The organism is Lachnospira pectinoschiza, from assembly GCF_020564355.1.
GTDB classification, from domain to species: Bacteria; Bacillota; Clostridia; order Lachnospirales; family Lachnospiraceae; genus Lachnospira; species Lachnospira intestinalis.
Genome location: NZ_JAJCRR010000005.1, coordinates 108,326 through 130,860 on the forward strand (window position 1 = coordinate 108,326; position 22,535 = coordinate 130,860).

Annotated in this window: 17 protein-coding genes and 1 pseudogene; 11 read left to right on the top strand and 7 right to left on the bottom strand. The window is 41.2% G+C overall.

What is annotated here, in order from left to right:
• Positions 1-41 precede the first annotated feature (41 nt).
• Positions 42-851 (top strand): tyrosine-type recombinase/integrase, encoded by an 810-nt coding sequence (locus tag LI288_RS11110; protein ID WP_227090444.1) that lies wholly within the window; start codon positions 42-44, stop codon positions 849-851.
• A gap of 46 nt (positions 852-897) precedes the next feature.
• On the opposite strand, the gene LI288_RS11115 is transcribed toward LI288_RS11110, so the two are convergent.
• Positions 898-2,370 (bottom strand): restriction endonuclease subunit S, encoded by a 1,473-nt coding sequence (locus LI288_RS11115; protein WP_227090445.1) that lies wholly within the window; start codon positions 2,368-2,370, stop codon positions 898-900.
• Between the two features lie 178 nt (positions 2,371-2,548).
• Here LI288_RS11115 and LI288_RS11120 point away from each other — a divergent pair, with 178 nt between their 5' ends.
• Positions 2,549-2,848, top strand: a complete 300-nt coding sequence (locus tag LI288_RS11120; protein WP_227090597.1) for a helix-turn-helix domain-containing protein — start codon at positions 2,549-2,551, stop codon at positions 2,846-2,848.
• Positions 2,849-3,294: 446 nt separating this feature from the next.
• Here the strand turns inward: LI288_RS11120 and LI288_RS11125 are convergent, their stop codons facing one another.
• Both LI288_RS11125 and LI288_RS11130 read right to left on the bottom strand, forming a co-directional pair.
• On the bottom strand, positions 3,295-4,173 hold the full coding sequence (locus LI288_RS11125) for an IS3 family transposase (RefSeq protein ID WP_227090446.1): 879 nt from the start codon (positions 4,171-4,173) through the stop codon (positions 3,295-3,297).
• Entirely contained in the window at positions 4,170-4,454 is a 285-nt protein-coding gene (locus tag LI288_RS11130; protein WP_227090447.1) for a helix-turn-helix domain-containing protein, read from the bottom strand. Before LI288_RS11130 ends, LI288_RS11125 begins: the two co-directional genes overlap by 4 nt.
• A gap of 93 nt (positions 4,455-4,547) precedes the next feature.
• Here LI288_RS11130 and LI288_RS11135 point away from each other — a divergent pair.
• The 3 genes and pseudogenes from LI288_RS11135 to LI288_RS11145 form a co-directional block, all read left to right on the top strand.
• Positions 4,548-4,946 (top strand): annotated as a pseudogene (locus tag LI288_RS11135) (tyrosine-type recombinase/integrase); the annotation flags it as partial.
• 117 nt (positions 4,947-5,063) lie between these two features.
• Entirely contained in the window at positions 5,064-6,674 is a 1,611-nt protein-coding gene (locus LI288_RS11140) for a DUF4435 domain-containing protein (RefSeq protein ID WP_227090448.1), read from the top strand.
• Between the two features lie 178 nt (positions 6,675-6,852).
• On the top strand, positions 6,853-7,419 hold the full coding sequence (locus tag LI288_RS11145; protein ID WP_227090449.1) for a low molecular weight protein-tyrosine-phosphatase: 567 nt from the start codon (positions 6,853-6,855) through the stop codon (positions 7,417-7,419).
• An 8-nt stretch (positions 7,420-7,427) separates the two neighbouring features.
• On the opposite strand, the gene LI288_RS11150 is transcribed toward LI288_RS11145, so the two are convergent.
• Positions 7,428-8,375 carry a helix-turn-helix domain-containing protein gene (locus LI288_RS11150; protein WP_227090450.1) on the bottom strand — a complete coding sequence of 316 codons (948 nt, stop codon included), beginning with the start codon at positions 8,373-8,375 and terminating at the stop codon, positions 7,428-7,430.
• Positions 8,376-8,698: 323 nt separating this feature from the next.
• On the opposite strand from LI288_RS11150, the gene LI288_RS11155 reads away from it, so the two are divergent.
• Entirely contained in the window at positions 8,699-11,002 is a 2,304-nt protein-coding gene (locus LI288_RS11155; RefSeq protein ID WP_227090451.1) for a glycogen/starch/alpha-glucan phosphorylase, read from the top strand.
• A gap of 236 nt (positions 11,003-11,238) precedes the next feature.
• Here the strand turns inward: LI288_RS11155 and LI288_RS11160 are convergent, their stop codons facing one another.
• The 3 genes from LI288_RS11160 to LI288_RS11170 are packed head-to-tail and all read right to left on the bottom strand — an operon-like array spanning position 11,239 to position 15,686.
• A complete protein-coding gene (locus LI288_RS11160) occupies positions 11,239-13,005 on the bottom strand; it encodes a YhgE/Pip domain-containing protein (RefSeq protein WP_227090452.1) in 1,767 nt (588 codons plus the stop codon).
• Complete coding sequence (locus tag LI288_RS11165) at positions 13,002-13,502, bottom strand: hypothetical protein (RefSeq protein ID WP_227090453.1); 501 nt, start codon at positions 13,500-13,502, stop codon at positions 13,002-13,004. Before LI288_RS11165 ends, LI288_RS11160 begins: the two co-directional genes overlap by 4 nt.
• A 30-nt stretch (positions 13,503-13,532) precedes the next feature.
• Positions 13,533-15,686: a YhgE/Pip domain-containing protein gene (locus LI288_RS11170; protein WP_227090454.1), complete on the bottom strand. Its 2,154-nt coding sequence runs from the start codon at positions 15,684-15,686 to the stop codon at positions 13,533-13,535.
• A 175-nt stretch (positions 15,687-15,861) separates the two neighbouring features.
• Here LI288_RS11170 and LI288_RS11175 point away from each other — a divergent pair, with 175 nt between their 5' ends.
• The 5 genes from LI288_RS11175 to nadC all read left to right on the top strand — a co-directional run bounded on the left by LI288_RS11175 (position 15,862) and on the right by nadC (position 22,429).
• Entirely contained in the window at positions 15,862-17,397 is a 1,536-nt protein-coding gene (locus LI288_RS11175) for a response regulator transcription factor (protein ID WP_022432047.1), read from the top strand.
• 1 nt (position 17,398) lies between these two features.
• The gene (locus LI288_RS11180) at positions 17,399-19,210 is read left to right on the top strand and encodes a sensor histidine kinase (RefSeq protein ID WP_227090455.1); all 1,812 of its coding nucleotides are present in this window, start codon (positions 17,399-17,401) and stop codon (positions 19,208-19,210) included.
• Positions 19,211-19,328: 118 nt separating this feature from the next.
• On the top strand, positions 19,329-20,237 hold the full coding sequence (gene nadA / locus LI288_RS11185) for a quinolinate synthase NadA (protein ID WP_022432045.1): 909 nt from the start codon (positions 19,329-19,331) through the stop codon (positions 20,235-20,237).
• 19 nt (positions 20,238-20,256) lie between these two features.
• Entirely contained in the window at positions 20,257-21,612 is a 1,356-nt protein-coding gene (locus LI288_RS11190) for an L-aspartate oxidase (RefSeq protein ID WP_227090456.1), read from the top strand.
• On the top strand, positions 21,578-22,429 hold the full coding sequence (nadC, locus tag LI288_RS11195) for a carboxylating nicotinate-nucleotide diphosphorylase (RefSeq protein WP_227090457.1): 852 nt from the start codon (positions 21,578-21,580) through the stop codon (positions 22,427-22,429). Before LI288_RS11190 ends, nadC begins: the two co-directional genes overlap by 35 nt.
• The last annotated feature ends 106 nt before the right edge of the window (positions 22,430-22,535 follow it).

The following is a 22,535-nucleotide window of genomic DNA, read 5'->3' on the forward strand; positions in this document are numbered from 1 at the left end:
CATAGAATTGTATAATATCTGGCGAAAGGAGGTCTTTCGTCATGATAGAAAACGAAAAATTTGAAAGACACTTGAGAGAAAGTAATCTCTCAGAAAACACAATCTCATCGTATATGTTTGCTATTAAGCAGTACGGACAACAGTACGATGATGTCACACAGAAAAAGCTACGAGAATACAAGGTATGGCTTATAGAAAATTATAAGCCCAAGACCGTAAATCTCAGACTACGTGCACTGAACTGTTATCTGGAATCCATTGGAAAAGAGAATTTGAAGCTGCCGTTTGTTCGAGTACAGCAGAAAAGCTATCTGGAAAATGTGATTAGTGAAGCGGATTATGAATACTTTAAATCCTGTCTGAAAAAAGATGATGAAATGTTTTGGTATTTCGTAATTCGTTTCCTTGCCGCCACAGGAGCAAGAGTCAGTGAATTGATTCAGATCAAGGCTGAACATGTTAAATTGGGGCATCTTGACTTATACTCTAAAGGCGGGAAGTTGCGTAGAATTTATATTCCAAAAGAATTGCAAAATGAAGCCCTTTCTTGGTTGGCCGAAAAGCAACAAGAAAGCGGCTTCATTTTTTTGAACAAGTATGGCGAGCGTATAACTACTCGTGGCATTTCCGGACAGCTGAAAAAATTAGCAGTGAGATACAATATTAACCCTGCGGTGGTATATCCCCATTCATTCCGGCACAGATTTGCAAAAAGTTTTCTGGAACGATGTAACGATATAGCGTTTCTTGCTGATCTTATGGGGCATGAAAGCATTGAAACTACCCGTATTTACCTCCGTAAAACATCCACTGAACAACGTGAAATCGTAGATACGATCATAAACTGGTAATGGTAAAGGCATACACTTCGGATTGTTTTGAAGTGTATGCCTGATTTTATAAAATATCGCAAGAATTTATTACATTATTTACCTTTTCTACAATTCTTTTTTGTTCATTTACCGGTGGAAGTGGGACTAAATAATTGGAAACAAAGTCTTTTCCTACACGCTGTTGTCCGGCTGTTCCACTAAAATTTTTCACACCATTTTGAATAAACGCATGGGTTTTGCAAATTATTAAAAAGTAAGGCATATATAACATTTTGGTGTAATCACGGAGAACATGAAGCTCCGTAGTTCCTGCACCATAGCCACTTGGAAGGTCATGAATCACAGCTGATTTTCTGTTTTGAAAACAGGGTGTAATTTTGGCAATTACAACATCATTATTTGCAAAATGTGTAAAACCGGATTTTACTTCTTTCCACAGTCTTTTTTCATAGGTATGACTGTCGTTAAATCCATCTTTTAAAAGTGGCATTGGCATAAATCCAACAACCGTATCATCAGCTATATTATTTCTTGGATTGATAGTAAACAACGATCCCAGTCTAATCCATGCCCAGCTGCTCGGAATCTCAAACGGTATTTCATCATCAAGACAACGTTCAATACCGTCCAACTTTTCATAATGAGAATTATCCCGTCTATAAATAATGGATTCGTGTTTGTCACGCTTAATTTTTCCTTCCTGAATCAGCCGCTCCTTCTCAGCACGGATGCGTTCCAGAAGGACAGAAGCAGGTTCATCTGATGGGTCTTGAGTAACAAGTTTTCCCTGCACAGCTTCTTGCAGAATGGATTTTTTGAGCATTTCTGGAAAATTAACATTCAAATCATTCAGATGTTGTTCTATTTGTTCATATTTGTCTAAGAAAGGGACAATCTCTTTTATTTTAGTGACAATTCTACATTGTTCTTGTAACGGAGGCAGTGGAAAAAGTAAAGAATGTAAGGCATTTGATGAAAGTCCTTGAATACCAATTCCTTTACCACCAATCCAACCTGCGTGTTTATAAAGGAAAAAGATATAGTAATAGTATTCCACACATACCTCAGAATAGGAACGTAATCTATGAATATGATTTTGTATCCTAATATCTGTGTCATATGACCATATTGCAGCTCGTCCAATATCACCGCCTTCACAAACAAGTAAGTCTCCCTTAGTAGCAGTACATTTTTGAATTTCTGCCTCAGAAAAATACATTTCTCTAAGATTATCAATTTCAAATCTATTCCAGTAAAGATTAGATGTTGTAATATATGTGAGTAATTCACCAGAACGATTAGACGAATTTAAAGCTTTACCTGTATTGTGTTGAAAAAGTTCTCCTAACCGCACCCACTCCCAGCTCTCCGGAATCTCAAACGGCACCTCATCCGCAATGCACACCGGCTCATTTTTGCCGACTTTCTCATAAGGCAAGTTATCGGTAGTGACAGCAACCTCCCCAAATTGAGAAATTTGTCTGTGGCATAGATTGAAGTTTTTTATAAAAACCGTATAATAAAGAGAAAGATTCAAAAGAAATTAGCTGTATCTGGCGGTTTAAATGAATCTGCTTCAGATGATAGCATTAGACAAGCCGAACAGCAGAAATCAGAGATATATAAGAACATGATAGAAATTACGGTTTATGGATCACAGCTCGTTGCTAAGGAGAAAATGATTATGCAATGATACAAAAGCCTCCGGAAAGCGTATCAAACAGCTTCGTCAGGAGATGAATCTATCGCAGGAACAGCTTGCAGAAAAATTGAATGTCAGCCAGAATATGATCGCCAAAATTGAATGCGGATTGCGCAGACCATCCGTAGATTTTCTGATTGAACTAGCAGAGTTTTTTGAAACATCGCTCCATTATATTGTAATAGGCACTTCGGAAGAAGCCACAGATAAAAAACGGCAGAGAGAAGAAGCAATCAAGCAGATTGATCAGATGATGGAATTGTTGCAAAACAAAAGAAAAAAACTTTTGCAAATGAAAGAAAAATTAGATTAAAATAGTAGAAAGTACCGCAGTGTGTGAAAAAGCATACGGCGGTATTTTTTAGTCTATGGACAGTTGGCGCACATCAGGCGCATTACAGGTCCATAGCTTTTTTATTTCAGCAATTAAAATTTGAAGTATAAGGGACAGGAAAACGTGAATGTTTCAACAAGAGAAAATCATTTAGGAAATAAGGGCGCACTTCTATACCAGTTCTTTCGTCCCAGTATGTGCGTTCTCCGAAGGTATCGGCTCGTGTCTGAACACATTCGCAGATTACGGAAGTGCATTCCGGGCAAGAGTTGACTTTTTCGGCTGAAGCCTATCTCTTTTTACCTATCTTGCAGCAGTAAAGATAGGTAAAAAATGTGGTTCTATGTCAAGATTTAGTACAAGTTAAAATGAGAAATTTCTCCCCATTTTAACCTGCCAGAAGTTCCGTCTCAGTGTGTGTCCTTTCATACTATGCGTTCGAATTCATCTGGTGACATATAGTTGCAATGGCTGTGAATTCGTTTAGTATTGTAGAAAGCTTCCACATATTCGAAGATCAGTCGGTATGCTTGCTTGTAATCGCGAATTTTAAAGCGGTTCAACCATTCCCGTTTGATTATAGAATGAAAAGATTCAATGCATGCATTATCCCATGGAAACGCTTTCTTCGAGTAACTACGCTGCATGTTTTCAGTTGCTTTTTTATATTCCTTTGCAACATACTGGCTGCCACGATCCGAATGGATAATTAATGGATGACCGATATTTCGGCGGGCTTTGGCTTTGTTTATAGTATCAATCACACAGGATACTTCCAGCGTTTTTGAAAGTGTCCATGCTATGATTTTTCTGGAAAATAAATCCATAACACTGGTCAGATAGACAAATCCGTCTATTGTCCAGATGTAAGTGATATCCGAACACCAGACGGTGTTCGGGCGGTCAGGATTAAACTGCTCATCAAGGATATTTTGTAATTCAATGCTGAAATCAGAATCTTTAGTGGTGATTGTCCATGGCTTGCTCCACTGGGCACGGATTCCCATTTGGTGCATATATGTACCAACGGTTCTTTCCGAAATGACTTCACCTGTTTTACGCAATTCTACAGTGATTTTTGGAGCACCGTAGTTCTGCCTGGAATCATCATAAATATCCTGTATTTTTGTTTTTACGGCTTTACGGCGTTTTTCTGTATCAGAAGGCACGCGGTGGAGCCATTCATGATATCCTGAGCGTGAGCCACCTAAAAATTTCAACATTCCGGAGACGGAAAACCGGCGTCCAGCCTTTTTGGCAGCTTCCGTTTTCTCAGACACTTCGAGATAAATGGCTTCCGTCATTTTCCCCGAATGTTGATTGCTTTTTTTAATACATCAAGTGAATCTTGTGCATCACGTAATTCACATCTGAGGCGGGCAATTTCCTTCTGCTCATCAGATGCGTAATTACCGGAACCGCGGACAGGAATATCACCTGCTTCCCGAAAGTTTTTCAGCCACTTTGTTAATGTGCTGTATCCAATGCCAAGATTTTCTGCACATCCACGTACCCCGAGGCCTTTATGATCCTGATAGTACTGGACTGCATCAAGTTTAAATTGTTTGTCATGTTGCGTTGCCATATGATATCCTCCTTCAGCATGTCTCTATTGTACTATGCTTATGTGTATTTGGAATTTCTCATTTTGGCTTGTACTATTTATATTCTAGCACCAAATGCACCGAAAGTGGAGAAAGCCATAGATGGATATAGCGGATTCCTGTTTTACGATGATAATGGAATGCCACTTGTGGCAATGCACTGGCAACATCGTTTTAATCATATGGTCGGCAGATACAATGACATCTACCGGGTGCAGATGCCAAATATCACGCCTCATGTATGCCGACATACCTATTGCTCCAATATGGCAAAATCGGGAATGAATCCTAAGACACTACAGTACCTCATGGGGCATTCGGATATATCGGTTACAATGAATGTGTACACGCATATCGGATTCGATGACGCTGAGGAAGAATTGAAACGAATGGAAGAGTTTAGAAAGGCACAGGCGGAGGTTGAGCAGAAGAAAGAGAAACCGATGTCGCAGAAAATGTTTAAAGTTGTATAATATGGAAATGGGATGACGCTCTGGCTTAGGCTAGGGCGTTTTTTTTCTATGGAAAAGAAGTGAAAATGACGATATAATAATTAATAAAGAAAATAGATCTTTGATGGAGGTACAATTGTGAAAATTAAAATACCCAATATAGATGATAAAGAAAGTTTCATTGAAGATAGGCAGTCAATAGTTTTATTAGGAGCTAATGGAGCTGGAAAAACTAGAATGAGTGTATGGATTGATGAGAATAATCCTGAATTAAATATACACAGAATTTCTGCACAAAAATCTCTTAATATGCCAGAATATGTTAGTCCAACCGAATTAAAGAAAGCAGAAGATAATTTTTTGTATGGAACTACAAATGATGATAGAGATTGGTTAAAAAGGTATGGAAAGAAAAATAATAGATGGGGAAATGAGCCGGAAATTCATATGTTAAATGATTATCAATCACTTATGGAGTTTTTAATGACAGAAAATTTTGAAAAAAGTATTGAATATCGAGAAAAACATAAAGATGGTAATCCGGAGTTTGACAATGAAACAAAGCTAGAAAAGATAAAAAAAATATGGGAAAAAGTAATAACACATAGAAAATTGAAAATATGTGCTGGAAAAATAGAAGTTGAGAGTATAGGGGAAAACACAGAAAAATACAATGGAAATTTGATGAGTGATGGAGAAAGAGCGATTTTTCATTATATTGGTGAAGTTGTTTCGGCAAAAGACAACTCCTTAATTATTATAGATGAACCTGAGAATCATTTGCATAATTCAATATTAGAAAAACTTTGGAATGAAATAGAGGCTGAGAGACAGGATTGTGTATATTTATACATTACACACAATTTGTATTTTGCAAGAAGCAGAAATAATGCCCAAATTATATGGATTAAAAATATGTTGGATAAACAGAAATGGGATTTTGAATTACTAAATTCAGATGAATTCTCAGATGATTTGTTACTTGAAATATTGGGAAATAGGCAAGGAGTATTGTTTATAGAAGGAACACCAGATAAAAGTATTGATAGAAAACTGTATTCTAGGTTGTTTCCGAAGTATAGTATCATGCCATTGGAAGGTTGTGCATCTGTTATTCAGGCAACAAAGTCGTATAATAAACTACCAATGCTACATTACAAGACAATAAAAGGAATTGTTGATAGAGATAGAAGAACTGAAGGTGAGATAAACTCGCTATTGCAGGATAAAATATATGTACCTTCTGTTGCGGAGATTGAAAATTTATTTTTGATTCCACAAGTTATTGAACTGGTTGCTAGAAAGCAAAGTATTGAGAATGTAGATGTTTTGTTAGAACAAACGAAAGAAAAAACAATAGAATTTTTGAAGTTACATTTAGAAGAACAAGCGTTATTGTTTACAAAGAAAAGGTGCCAAAATACAATTAATAATATTTGTAACCAATCAACACAAACAATTGATGATTATAAAACATCTTTAGATGAATTAGTAGATAAGGTAAAACCGCAAGAAGAGTACAGTAAGGCATGTAAGGAATTACAGAAAATTGTAGATGATAAAGATTATCTTGCAGCGCTTAGAGTGATAAATAATAAAGGCCTTTTGCCTTTTACAAATGTGTCAAATGCGTTTGGATGGAAAAAGCAAAATTATATTGATTATGTAATTAGGTTGCTTGGAATCCAAGATAGTACTTCAGAGGAGTTGTGTAATATATTTAGAAATTATGTTACAGTGGGAGACTAAAAATGCCTTAGTAGTAAGAATTTCCCTTTTACTACCATTTTTACTACTAACAGGTAGTAACAACTTGCAGGGTTCTGCCCTAATTTGCCACAATCTGTAATTTCAGAGCAAACTAAAAGAATCCTAGAAACCCTTGTAAAACAGGGCATTTCGGGGCAAAACAAGGAGAAATAAAATAATGATAAAAGTACTTTTCATCTGCCACGGCAACATCTGCCGTTCCCCAATGTCAGAATTCGTATTAAAAGACATGGTGGAACAGCGTGGCTTGACAGAACAATTTGAAATCGCTTCGGCGGCGACCAGCACAGAGGAAATCTGGAACGGCAAAGGAAATCCAATCTATCCGCCGGCGCAGGCAGAACTAAAAAAGCATGGGATTGGAAAGACCGCATACACCAACTTTGCGGGCAAGCGCGCCAGACAGGTGACAAAAGAAGATTATCATCACTATGACTACCTGCTTTGTGCGGATACCAACAACATCCGTAACACAGAGCGTATCACAGGCGCGGATACCGAAGGAAAAATTCATCTGTTGTTAGATTATGCAGACGAACTTCAAGAGGGTAGTCAGCTTCAGACTAAAAATAAAAGCAGCAATTCAATCAGCCAGACAATCAGCCGCCGCGGCAAATCAATCGCAGACCCGTGGTATTCCGGGGATTTTACACAGACATGGAATGATGTGGTGGCAGGCTGTTCAGGCTTTTTAAATTATCTTGAAAATGAGCATAAGTTGTAAATGTCGTATCAGTTTCTGCGCGCCTGCCGGAATTTGGACGGTGTCATATGATATTCGCGCAGGAATAAGCGGTTAAAATAAGATACATTTTCAAAACCGCATTCCAGGGAAATCGCAAGAATGTCATCATCTGATGCACACAGCAGGTGCGCGGCACGGATTAGGCGGTACTCATTTAAGTAAGCAATAAAGGGCTTTCCCATATACAGCTTGAAAAATTTCATGAAATGGGAGCTGCTGAAACCGCAGACTGCCGCAATCTGCTCAATACTGATTTTTTGTGGGTAGTAATTTGCAATATAATCGGTAATCAGGCACAGCTTTTCCTTCGTATTTTCTTTAAAATAACCGTTTTTCCGGGAGGAAACAGCACTGTTTTTTTGCTGCGGTAAATCACATGTTGTAATTTCACGCATTTTATCCGGTGCAAGAATCTCTGATTCCAGAATAAAAAACAACTGATACAGCCAGCCTTTAATGCCGAGATAATACCCGGCAGGATAGGTGGTGCGCAAATCGTCAATCCGGTCAAGGCAGATTTGAACAGCGCGGTGCGCTTTCGGAACCCGGTCTATTAAAACCGGAAAATCTTCGGGGAAATTTTGCAGGCGGTGAAAAAAGTTAAAAGACATCGTATCCCCTTCTTTTGGGATTAACATCTGCATATCAAAAATGATATTTTCGTATGAAAATGCTTCCGATTCATACTGCGCAATGGAATGAAGTCTGCCCGGCAGAATAAAGACAATGCTGTCTTTGACAACCGGGTAGGAAATACCATCGACATTGACCATTCCCCTGCCGCTCTTTACATAAATAATTTCCGTTTCACGGTGCCAGTGCATCGGCACACACGGAAAATCCAGCGGAATCGAGCAAGGATAAGTATTATAGGAAAAATCCGTATCATAGTGTTTTTTCGTTTCTTCGTAATTTTCATATTCTAATATGTGCATAGCCCCTCCAATCCGCAGATTTACTGCACAAACGCCAATTTCATATATTTTGTATATCATGATATGATGTTGGGGTCAAAAGCCTCAACTATGATATCTATGGATTGTTCCGTGCTAAACATGTGCCACTGGCACATAGCACCCGCCTATGAGCAAGCTCATGTGGGTTCAGATATTTTGACCCTGGTATCATGATATAAAAGTATGATAGTATTGTATTATTTTAAGCGGTAATTATGCAAGATAAAAAATCTTAGAAATATATAATAATAATCAGAATTATCGAAAAATAATCAGAAATAAAAATAGGAGTGGAGAGAAGTATGAGCATAGCAGAAATTTGTAACAAAATGTATGGAAAGACCATCAGAGAGTGCAGTAACGAACAGGTCTATACGGCACTGCTGGCATTGGTAAAGAAAGTCACGGAAGAAAGAAAAGAAGCGCAGGAGCGGCAGGAAAAAGAAAACGGCAAGAAAGTGTATTACATTTCCGCAGAATTCCTGATTGGAAAGCTGCTGTCAAACAACCTGATTAATCTGGGGCTGTATGAGCAGGTTTCGCAGGAATTAGAAGAAAACGGAAAGAACATTGCACAAATCGAAGAAGTCGAGCCGGAGCCGTCACTTGGAAATGGCGGACTGGGACGGCTGGCAGCGTGCTTTTTGGATTCCATTGCCACATTAAACTTAAACGGGGACGGCATTGGCATCAACTATCATCTGGGGCTGTTCCGTCAGGTGTTTGCACAGAATAAGCAGACAGAACAGCCGGATTACTGGATTCAAAAGGAAAGCTGGCTGACAAAGACGGAGGTGCAGTACCCGGTACAGTTTGGCAAATTGTCCGTCATGTCGAGAATGTATGACATTGATGTGACAGGTTACGAGGGCAGGGTCAACAAACTGCATTTATTTGATATCGACACGGTTGATGAAAAAATACCGATGCACGACGGCATTGATTTTGATAAAAATGCGATTGAGAAGAATCTCACGCTCTTTTTGTACCCGGACGACAGCGACAGAGCCGGACAGTTATTGCGCATTTACCAGCAGTATTTTATGGTAAGCAACGCCGCACAGTTGATTCTTTCAGAATGCCGCAGGAAATGTGAAAAAGAGGGAAAGACGTTAAAGAATCTGAATGAATTTGCGGTGATTCAGATTAATGATACGCACCCGACAATGGTTATTCCTGAATTAATCCGCATTTTAACAACGCAGAAAGACATTGACGGCAGTGTGATGACGATGCAGGAGGCGGCAGAGGTGGTGACAAAGACGTGTGCATACACAAATCACACGATTCTTGCAGAAGCACTCGAAACATGGCCGCTGGACTATCTTGAGGAGGTTGTGCCGCAGTTAGTTCCGATTATCCGTTATCTTGATGAAAATGTACGCGCCCGTTATACGGATTCTTCCGTTTACATTATTGACGAAAACGACCGCGTGCATATGGCACATATTGATATTCATTATGGTTTCAGTGTAAATGGGGTGGCAAAGCTGCATACGGAGATTTTGATGCAGGAAGAACTGAAATCTTTTTACCGTATTTATCCTGAAAAATTTAACAATAAAACCAACGGCATTACGTTCAGAAGGTGGTTACTGCACTGCAATCAGGCACTGGCCGCCTATATTGAAGAACTGATTGGTGCAGATTTTAAAAAGGAAGCAGGGGAACTTTCACAGCTTATAAAATATGCAGATGATGAAAATGTGATTGCGCGCATGCTTGAAATTAAGGCGGAAAATAAGAAACGTCTTGCTGCATATATGCAGGAAAAATGCGGTGTAAAAATCAATCCGCAGTCGGTCTTTGACATTCAGGTAAAGCGCCTGCATGAGTACAAGCGCCAGCAGATGAACGCACTGTATGTCATTTACAAATATTTTGAGATTAAGGCCGGAAATATTCCGGATACTCCGGTTACGGTTATTTTCGGTGCGAAGGCGGCAAAAGCATATACGATTGCAAAAGATATTATTCACTTAATTTTGTGCCTGGGTGAATTGATTGCAAATGACCCGGATGTCAGTCCGTATTTAAAGGTTGTCATGGTGGAAAATTATAATGTGACGATGGCGGAAAAGCTGATTCCGGCGTGCGACATTTCAGAGCAGATTTCGCTGGCTTCCAAGGAAGCTTCCGGAACGGGCAATATGAAATTTATGTTAAACGGTGCACTGACACTCGGAACATTTGACGGTGCAAATGTCGAGATTGCACAGCTTGTCGGCAAAGACAATATCTATACCTTTGGTGCATCCAGTGACGAAGTCATTGCGCATTACAAAAATGCCGATTACTGTGCAAAGGACCTTTATGAAAATGATGAAATGATAAAAAAATGCGTTGATTTTATCGTTTCAGATGAGTTAAAGCAGTATGGTGATGAAGAAAACTTATCCCGTCTGCACCATGAAATTATCAGCAAAGACTGGTTCATGACACTGTTGGATTTCAAGGAATATATAAAGGTAAAAGAACAGGCGCTTGCAGACTACAAAGACAGAGCCGCATGGGGCAGAAAAATGCTGATAAACACCGCGATGGCAGGCTTCTTCTCATCCGACCGCACCATCCGCCAGTACAACACCGACATCTGGAAACTGTAAGCCGGGCAAAAAGTAAACAGGCGGCAAAAAACACAAAACCTTTCCGTCCCCGCTAAGGCGAAATCACCCACAATCTTTTCGCCCGCCCCCTCCAAGGGCAAAAAACAACCCGTATTTTCCGTCAAACAGCGTGTGGAAAATGCGGGTTGTTTTTTTGCCTCCCACAGCGTGTGTAAAGTGAGGGTGTTTTTTTGCCTCCCACAGCGTGTGGAAAATACGGGTTGTTTTTTTGCCTGTTACAGCATCACTCCGGAATTTTCCTTACTCCGCTCCATATAGTGATTGAGCTGTTCAAACGGCTTGCGAAGGACAAGACCGATGAGAATGGCAATGATAATATAGATAAAGAGTCTGCCGATACATTCCCAATAATAATTGCCGTACATGCCGCCAATCGTTTCGCGCAGGGCATCCATGGCATATGGGAACGGCAGGTAGCGGTAAATCATCCGGTAAACCTTTGGCAGGACGTCAATCGGGAACGTACCGCCGCTTCCGGCAACCTGGACTACCATGAAAATAATTGCAAGGGCTTCACCGATATTGCCAAAGGCAACCGTCAGTGCATACATAAAAATCGTAAAGACCAGGCTGGTGACAGAACATGCAAACCAGTATAAAACCGGGTGCGGACACTGAATCTGGATATAAAACAGATTTCCGAGTACAATCAGAAGTGTCTGTAACTGTCCGATACAGTAAAATGTCAGGTATCGTCCAAAGAACTTCTGATACGGCTTTACACCGGCCGGCAGGTGTTTGGATTTTTTCACCTGTGTATGAATGATAGCCACCATAATCAGACCGCCGACCCAGATGGAAAGGACCGTGTAAAACGGTGAAACGGCAGAACCGTAAGCTGAAATTTCATAAATCTTTTTGGTCGTAATTTCTACCGGTGAGGCAATAAAGTCTGCCAGTGTCTGCGGGTCACTGCCTAAAATTTCATTCACAAAATCATATTCCGGGTCGGAAGCGATTTTATTGAGTAATTCAATAGAATCGGAAAGCTTAGTCATCAGTGTATTTAAAGTCTGTTGTGTCAGTGTCAGATTTTCCTGTCCCTGTGTAACCGCATCCGTAAAGGTGTTCATGTCGCCGTCCATATCCTGATATAAAGAAGAAATGGAAGACATTACACTGCGGATAGAGGATACATTTTCCGAAAGTGAAGCGGAAACCTCTGACAGGGAAGAAACTGAATTGGCATCCAGAAGCTTTTGCAGGGCGGCAAGTTCTCCTGCCTGTGTATCCAGTGTTTCCGGTAAATCCGATGAAGAACTGCGCGCAAGAGAGGAAACATCGGAAGAAATCTGTGTAATGGAAATCAGGGAATCTAACATCACATTGTATGTCTGCAATTCATTGTAGGCATCGGTCAGTTTACCGGATATGACATCAATGAGTGAATTCCCTGTGGTATCATCCAGTGTCAGACTGTCAAAATCCACGGTGATAGCAGCGGAGCTGGCGCTTACAAGACTTTTTGTTAAAGTGTTCACAAAGGTGGAATTAGTCTGGGACTGAACTGCTTTTTTTGCCTTATCCGTAATTTTCGGCGCAATGGCATTTTTCTTCTGATTACAGTAATACTGAATCTGCGGATGTTCTAGGGAATCCGAAAGAAAACTTACCATATCGCTTGTAAAGTCAGACGGCAGAACCAGTGCGGCATAGTAGTCGCCGCTGTACACGCCGTCAATGGCTTCCTGCGTGGAATCCGTAAAGACCCAGCCGATGGTTGTATTGGCTTTTAAATTAGAAATAATCTGGTCGCCGATGTTTACAGTCACACCGTCAATAGTCACACCCGGATCATCAGACGCCACAGCAACCTTGATGCGGGAAGTGGATTCCGTTCCGTACGGGTCCCAGTTTGACAGAGTGTTAAACCACGCATACAGGGATGGAATGACGGTAAGACCAATCAGTACAACAATGGCGACCACATTGGTACTGATACGTTTGAGGTCCTGTATAAAAACAAGAAAAATATTTTTCATAGTTTAATCTCCTTTGCAGCAGTGATAATAGACTGTAAGTTGTTATTGAGACGGGATGGTAAATCCTGTACAAGGTGGTCGTGTCCCTCTTTCAAATCCAGTCCGAGCTGTTTTAATTTTTTTTGCATCTGGTCATCAATGTAAGCGACTGTTACCAGATATGCAGAAATTAAAAAGAGTGAAATTACCCATAATAAAAGATACACAACCTTTGAACTCTCCATATGCAGCAACAAAATAAGGAAAATCATCGGGATAATGGCAATACACCAGAGTCCCGCTTTAATACGCTTCTGATTGCGTTCATGCAGTGTATGGCTGAATTCCTGAATCTGCATTAAAGTCGTGTTAAAATCTTCATCACGTCCGTTCTTAGACGAAGACCCGTCCATACAATCCGTATCCGGTGAACCGGAATCGGACAGGTTTCTGGCAGAAGTCCGTGTTATGGGTGTTGCCAGAAGGTCATCTGCCACAGGGCTGTTTTTTAAAGTCATAGTTCTACCTCACTAACAAATATGTATTGATTACATCATTTTGGTTTCTTTCATCTTTTCCTCAAAGAAGTGATTGAGCGGAATGAACGGTTTGCGGATTACCAGTCCGAGTAAAAGGGAAGCTGCGGCAAAAATCAGCAGTTTTCCCATATAAATAAAGTAGTCCATTTCATACATGCCGCTGATGGCTTCACGCATGGCATTAATCGCATACGGGAATGGGAAGTACAGGTACACGTTCTGGAAAAACTGCGGCAGCAGTTCAATCGGGAACGTACCGCTTGAACCGGCAATCTGGATAACAACCATAACAACGGCAATGGTCTTTCCGACATCGCCAAAGGAAAGTGTCAGCGTGTAAATCAGCAGGACAAATACAAAGCTTGCGACAGAAGCCGTCAAAATGAGCAGCCCCGGATGTTCACAGGATACCTTTAATAAATATAAATCGCCGAGTACAATAATCAGGCTTTGTATCTGTCCCATCACAAAGAATAAAAGGAATCTGCCCAGATACAGTTCGTGCGGTTTCGCCATCAGTTCCATCTTCGGGTTATTGTCAACGTGTACTTTCATCAGTGCCACGAGTACGATACCGCCGACCCACAGCGCCAGTGCTGTGTAAAACGGTGTAACTGCCGTACCGTAGTTGACTGCCGGGTAGACATCAATTTGTTCCACTTCCACAGGAGTTGCAATAAATTCGGCATAGGAGACCGCATCGGCATGTAATAACTGTGAAAGCGTCTGATAAGCCGAAGAATCCGTAATATTATTTAAGGAAGTTAAAATCAGCTGGATTTTATCGGACATGCCCGAAATAATCGTTCCGGTATCGCCAAGGGTCTGGTTTGCCGTCAGGGCGATTTTGCTGGTTCCGAGTAAAATCTGTTCTAAGCTGTTTAGCTGACTGCCTGAATTTTCAAGTGATTTATAGGCAGAATCCGCAGCTGCGTTCACGGTGATTTTTAATGAACTTAAACCGGATGAAGCAATGGTGTGATACTTCTGCTGGGTCTGTGTCATTTTATCAAGGCAGGAGGATAACAGGGAATGCAGCACCTCTGCCTTTGCGGCGGCAATTTCCGGTGTTTCCTTTACAATCGAAGAAGTCTGGTCAATCAGATTCTTTGCAAGGTCCTGTAAAGTAGCAATCGCTTCAAGCTGTCCGCGGATTTGTGCAATAATGTTATGGTCAATATATTCCAGATCATCTAATTTGTTTAAAAGGTCATCCAGTTTATGATTCTGCTCAAGCAGGGAGTTTAAGCTGTCTAATGCGGCAGAAAGTGCATCGGATGCCCCTTGTGTATCGCTTGTGATTTTATTTTGTGCTGTGTCTAACTGTTTCTGCACCTGTTCGGAAATGGTTTCCATGGCGGCAAGTGTTGTGTCAAGCTGGTCGGTCATGTTATCGACAGAGCGGGACAGTGCAGACTGTGTCAGCTTTGTTGTATCTTTTGAATTTTCTAAAATATCCTGTAATTCCGGAATCAATGCACTCATGGATTCCAGATTTTCTGATAAAGAAGCATTGCCGTTCTGGAAGGTGGCAATGGTATCGGCGTAACCGGACAGATTATCCTGAATGGTCTTCATATCGTCAATCAGCTTATCGGAAATAGAAGAATCCTTCTGGGTAATGCTTTCAAGACCGCTTAATGCCGTCTGTGCGGCAACGTTAATAAATTCTGTGTTAATCGTCTGCTGCAGTGTAGAACTTGCCGTATCGGTAATCTTTGTGGCAACGGCATTTTTCTTTGAATTTTCGTAATATGTCACGCTTGGGTGATTCATGCCGTTATCCAGAAAATCAAACAGACTGCGGCTGAAATCATCACCGATAATAATGGCAGCATAATAACTGCCGTCATATACCCCTTTTAAAGCAGCATCTGTATCCTGTGGAAAAACCCAGCCTACACCGGTATTGTCATGGAGCTGCTCCACAACCTGATTTCCCATATTGACAGGGTCGCTTCCCTTTGAAGAAAATCCACTGTCTTCAGATACGACAGCAACCTTTAAGGAAGATGTGTTGGCATACGGGTCCCAGTTGGAATAAATGTTAAACCACGCATACAGGGACGGAATAATACACAATCCGCCCGCAATCACCAAAGCGAATAAATTGCGGCTAAGACCGGTAACGTCTTTGCGGAATATATGTAAGATATGTTTCATAAAGACCTCATTTCTGTGCCTGATATACAGCACACTGTTATCATCAGAAAGCGAGCAAAGGCACTTTCATAGCGACATTATAGTATATTGGCAGTTCAAAAGCCAGTTATTTTTTACATTAAATGGAAGGTGTGGTATACTGGCTATATAGTAAATGGACAGAATGGGGAATGGTATGTATACAATTTTAATAGTGGATGATGAAAAGATTGAACGTAACGGAATTAAATTTCTGTTAAAGAAGCAGGCAGAGCCGTTTGAAATCTATGAAGCACCAAACGGCAAAGCAGCACTCGAGCAGCTTTGTTCAATGCGCAATCAGGGGAAAAAGATAGATATATTGCTGACCGATGTAAAAATGCCGTTTATGGACGGCATAGAACTTATTGGAGCAGCCAAAGAAGAGGGGTTTACATTAAAAACAATTATATTCAGCGGGTATAATGAATTTGAGTATGCCAAGCTGGCAGTGCGTCTTGGCGTATCGGACTACATTTTAAAGCCGGTCAATCCACAGGAATTTGCACAGACCATAGAGAAGGTTACAGGAGAACTGCAAAAGCAGTATGTTGAAAATGAACAACGTCTGCAGCAGAGCAGCTATATGCGGGAATATCTTTTATATACCTTATTTAATGGGGGCGGTGCAGAACAGGTGCATACATTGGCAGGAAATCTTGCGGGAGAAAATTTCTGGAATCACTTCCACCGGATTGTATTTCTTGAGTTTGACCGAGAATTTTTTGGGAAAAAAGCGCTTGATTTTCAGGCGGAGATACTTGAAGAAAATATGAGTGAAGAATATCAGTATTTAAACTTAAATCCGCAGCAGGCAGTGCTTTTATTAAATGCCAGTCCGCATTACATGACCCTGCAGCAGACAGCACAAAAGCTGCATGATGCCGTTTTCAAAAAATACGGCGAGCACTGTCATTTTGCAATTTCAGGCGAAATTGACGATTATGAAAAAATACCGCAGACAATGGATATGCTTGAAGCCCTGATGGAAAATAAGTTTTACCGTCCTGATGTGTATGTATATTCCGAGGACATCAGCGGGGAAACGCCGGTGCTGGTGCAGATTGATGACGACACGCTCATGAAGCAGATGAAACAGGATATTAAGATGAAAGATATCCGGGCACTCCGGGAGCATTTTGACAGAATGTGTGCCAAGTACCGCAAAAAATCATATTTTTCACAGATTTATATTAAATTTATTTTTTCTAATCTGTTAAAAGATTTCTATCAGAATCTGCCGGAGACGCGGGAAGAGGAATTTAATAAGGAAATTGATACATTGTATAAGTCTGGGGATTTTAACTGTATTGTGTCGATTGTCAACAGCCATATTGATAAGCTGGAAGCGGTATTTGCAAAAAATCCGCAGACACAGCATAAAGAAATTGAAACAGTCAAAAAGTATATTTATACGCATTTCGGGGATGAACTGGGTGTAGAACAGCTTGCAGACATGGTGTATCTGGCACCGAGTTATTTAAGTACGGTTTTTAAAAAAGAAACCGGACAGAATTTAAGTAAATTTATCAAGCAGTACCGCATGGAAAAGGCAAAGGATATGCTTGAAAATACAAATATGAAAATTGTAAATATCAGCGAAGCGTGCGGTTATCAGAATGTTTCGTACTTCTGCCAGAGTTTCCGCGAGTGCTACGGGGTGAGTCCTCAGAAATTCAGAAATGGAATTTAAGATGAATATAAAAAATATGAAGTTGAAATACAGGCTGGCAGGGATTTATCTGCTCACGGCAGTACTGCCGGTTATTGTGCTGTTTACATTTTCCTACGGGCAGATGAAGCATATTTTAATTGAGCGCGATACGAAAAGTATCCAGAATTTTGTCAATCAGGCGGGAGCGGGTATTGATGCCCAGTTAGAGGTGTATAACAACCTGTCCAATTACATCACCTTTAATGAAACGATTTCGCGGGTTGTCAGCTACGACTATAAAAGCGATTATGAAATGTACGACCAGCTTGTGCTGTTGTTTGACCCGATGCTATCATCGCTTAAATATTTCCACGAAGACGTGAAACAGGTGACGATTTACGCTGAAGGCACGGTAAAGCACGATACCACGCTTGCACCGCTGTCAGAAATAGAAGCTGCACCGTGGTTTGATACGTCAAAGGAACATACAACGATTCAGTGGTTTGCGGACAGCTCGGCGCACACGCTGTCATCGGCACGAAAAATGTCACTGCTTTATCAGAAGAATAAACTCGGCATTTTATACATTTCAGTGGATTATGATAAGGTGTTTGAAGCACTTGAAGAAAATACGCAGAAAAACTACGGGATTTATATTGTCGATTCTGCGGGCAGCGAGGTGTATGAATTCCACAGCTTTACCGGTGAAAATGTGGATAAGGCGTTAAATTTTGCAGACTTTTGTGGAATACGGGACGGCAGCGGCGATTACACGGTTATCAGTACACCGCTTGCGACAACGGACTGGACGATTTATATGTATGAACCGACAGAATTGATTATCCAGTCGGCAAAGCCGATGATGCGCATGATTTTTGTGGCAGTGACGGTGATTATAGCCGGTGCAGTGCTTGCACTGATATCGACCTCGCGCTTTTTAATAGAGAGAATTGAGCTGTTACAGCACAATATGCAGAAGGTGGAGCAGGGCGATTTCACAGTACGTGTCCATAGTGACAGCAACGATGAAATCGGTGCATTAATTAACGGCTTTGATCATATGGTCAGCCGCATCAGCACCTTAATTACCGAGGTTTATGAGGGCAGGATTCACCAGAAGGAATATGAAATGCGGGCACTCCGGGCGCAGATAAATCCACATTTTTTATACAATTCGCTGTCCCTGATTAACTGGAAAGCCATTGAGAGCGGGCAGGAGGACATCAGCCGGATTACACTTGAACTTTCCAATTATTACAGAACCTCATTAAATAAAGGAAGAAACACATTGACATTAGAGCAGGAATTAAGCAATGTACGCTCCTATCTGCAAATCCAGCAGCTTATGCATGACGGGGATTTTGATGTGGAAATAGATGTGGCAGCGGAAATTTTACAGTACGAATCCCTGAATCTGATTTTACAGCCGCTGGTTGAAAATGCGATTGATCACGGAATTGACTTAAAAACAGAGGGCAGAGGGCGGATTACAATCCGCGGCTGGCAGGAGCCTGCACAAAAGCCGTTCACACACCGGACAGATATGGAATCTGACACACAATCCGAAACGAAATCCGGTACAGAATCCCGCCGGGAACCAGATGTGGAATCCGGCACAGATTATCTGGTAGTATTGACGGTATCGGATAACGGTGTCGGCATGGATAAGCAGACGGCGGCAGATTTTTTAACGGTGCAGTCCGGCGGATATGGTGCAAGAAATGTCAACGAGCGGTTAAAGCTGTATTACGGGGATCAGTATCAGTTAAAGGTGGACAGTAAACAGGGCGAAGGTACAACGATTACAATTACATTTCCGGCACGTGTCTATACCACACAGAAACAGGCTTAAGACGGCGGTAGACGGGCATTTTATAAAATGATTTTACAACTGTCTTGTCACCTGTAAAGAAACGTGATATAATTACCAACAAAAAATTTAGCACTTATACAGGAAAATGAGGTAAATGATGAACGCGGTAACAGAGGAAATTAAGCAACTGAAAAAAGAGAAAAATGCAGTCATTCTTGCACATTACTATGTGGAAGATGCCGTGCAGGAAATTGCAGATTACATCGGGGACTCGTACTACTTAAGCCGTCTTGCAACGGAAACAACAGCAGATGTCGTTGTTTTCTGCGGTGTGGGATTTATGGGTGAGAGCGCAAAGGTATTAAATCCGGGGAAAAAGGTTTTAATGCCGGATATGAGTGCGGACTGTCCGATGGCACATATGGCAGATATCGCAGGAATTGAAAAGCTTCGTGCAGAGTATGAAGATTTAGCGGTTGTCTGTTATATCAACTCCACGGCAGAGTTAAAAGCACACGCGGATGTATGTGTGACTTCCTCAAATGCGTTAAAGATTGTAAAGGCACTCCCGAATAAACACATCTTATTTATTCCGGATGACAATCTCGGACATTTTATTGCAGAGCAGGTGCCTGAGAAAGAATTTTTATACCAGAACGGACACTGTCCGGTTCATAAGGCAATTGCACCGGAAGCTGTCAAAAAGGCAAAACAGGAGCATCCGCAGGCACTTGTGCTTGCACACCCGGAATGTCTTCCGGAAGTGTCGGCACTGGCAGATTATGTAGGCAGTACCTCGGGTATTATTGATTATGCAACAAAAAGCGATGCAGAGGAATTTGTGATTTGTACGGAAACAGGTGTATTTTACGAGTTGAAAAAGAAAAATCCTGGGAAAAAGTTTTATCCGGCATCGGCTCATCAGATCTGCCCGGATATGAAAAAGATTACATTAGAGAAAGTACGGGATGTCTTAAAAAATGAGAGCAATGCCGTAACGGTGGAAAAAGAGTTAAGTGAAAAGTCAGGCCGTCCGCTTGAGAGAATGTTAGAGCTTGCAAAATAGCCGGAAAGAATGTGTCAAGATGAATGAGAATAAGGTAAAGTTACATATTAATACGGACATTGTGATTGTAGGAACGGGAGTCGGCGGCTTGTTTACCGCACTGAATCTGCCACGCGATAAGCAGATTGTGATGATTACAAAGGCGGATTTGGAAAGCAGTGATTCGTTTCTTGCACAGGGTGGAATTTGTGTATTAAAAAATGAAGATGATTACGACAGTTATTTTGAAGATACTATGCGTGCAGGACATTATGAAAACAGAAAAGAGTCTGTGGATATCATGATTCGTTCTTCACGTGAGATTATTGATGATTTAATCGGATACGGTGTAGATTTTGAGCGGGATGATAACGGACACTTGCGTTTTACAAGAGAAGGTGCCCATTCCACACCGAGAATCCTCTTCCATGAAGATATTACGGGAAAAGAGATTACAAGCAAGCTGCTTGCACAGGTGCAGAAGCTGCCGAATGTTACAATCCTTGAAAATACGGAAATGGTAGATATTGTTGAACAGGACAATGTATGCTACGGTATTGTATGCCGTGTATCAAAGGAAGCGATGCCGCATCTGATTACAATTTCGGCAAAGGATACCGTATGGGCATGCGGCGGTATCGGCGGTTTATACACACATTCCACGAATTTTCCGCATCTGACGGGTGATGCACTGGCACTGTCCCTGCGCCATCATATCGAACTGGAAAATATTGATTATATCCAGATTCATCCGACAACACTGTATTCCGAAAAGCCGGGAAGAAGATTTTTAATATCTGAATCAGTACGTGGGGAAGGCGCTATTTTATTAAATAGGAAAGGCGAGCGGTTTGTTGATGAACTGCTTCCAAGAGATGTGGTTGCACGGGCAATTTATGAGCAGATGGAAAAAGACGATATGCCGTATGTGCATCTGTCACTTGAAAATATAGATAAAAAGACGATTATGGAACATTTTCCGAATATTTATCAGCATTGTCTGGAAGAAGGCTATGACATCACAAAGGAAAGTATTCCGGTTGTACCGGCACAGCACTATTTTATGGGCGGTGTCCATGTAGACTGCAACAGCAAAACGTCTATGGAACAGTTATATGCAGTCGGTGAAGCAAGCTGTAACGGTGTGCATGGCGCAAACCGTCTGGCAAGCAATTCCCTGCTTGAAAGTCTGGTCTTTGCGAAACGTGCGGCAAAGCATATTACAGACGGCTTTGATATGGCAGAGAGTTGTCCGGAGCTCGTGGAAGCGGCAGCACTCCGGAAGTACAACGGCTATGATGAATTGAAAAAACAGTACAAGACAGAAATTTTTGAAGAAATTGAAAGGGAGAAAAAGGTACATGAACAGTATATCAATGAAGTTAAATGCAGATAAATTAATTATGCAGGCACTGGAAGAAGATATTACAAGCGAAGATATTACGACAAATGCCGTAATGCGCCACCCGCAGCAGGGCGAGGTACAGCTTTTGTGCAAGCAGGACGGTGTGATTGCGGGCTTGGACGTATTTAAAAGAGTGTTTGAGCTTTTAGACGAAACAACAGAAGTCGTATTTTACGTAAAGGACGGAGATGCCGTAAAAAAAGGCGATCTGCTTGCAGTCGTAAAGGGTGATATCCGTGTCCTGCTTTCAGGAGAACGCACCGCCTTAAATTACTTACAGAGAATGAGCGGTATCGCAACGTATACCCGCTCGATAGCCGATTTGTTAAAGGGCAGTAAAACAAAGCTGCTTGATACAAGAAAGACAACACCGAACAACCGCATTTTTGAAAAATATGCCGTAAAGGTCGGCGGCGGCTATAATCACCGTTACAACTTATCGGACGGTGTTTTGTTAAAGGATAACCACATCGGAGCCGCAGGCGGTGTCAAAGAAGCCGTAACCATGGCAAAGGAATATGCGCCGTTTGTCAGAAAGATTGAAGTGGAAGTCGAAAATCTGGATATGGTACGCGAAGCGGTAGAAGCGGGCGCAGATATTATCATGCTGGATAATATGACACCGGAAATGATGAAAGAAGCAGTCCGTATTATTGACGGCAGGGCAGAAACAGAGTGTTCCGGCAACGTTACGTTAGAAAACGTGGCACGTCTGACAGATATCGGCGTGGATTATATTTCAAGCGGTGCGCTGACCCATTCCGCTCCGATTTTGGACGTTTCTTTAAAAAATTTACATGCAGTATAAAAAAACTTTTCAAAATAAAGAAAATCAGTAAAAAAATAGCTTTATTGCTTTAATTGGATAAATAATCTGCTTTTCTTTTTTATAATAGTGTGTTAACATAGTAACA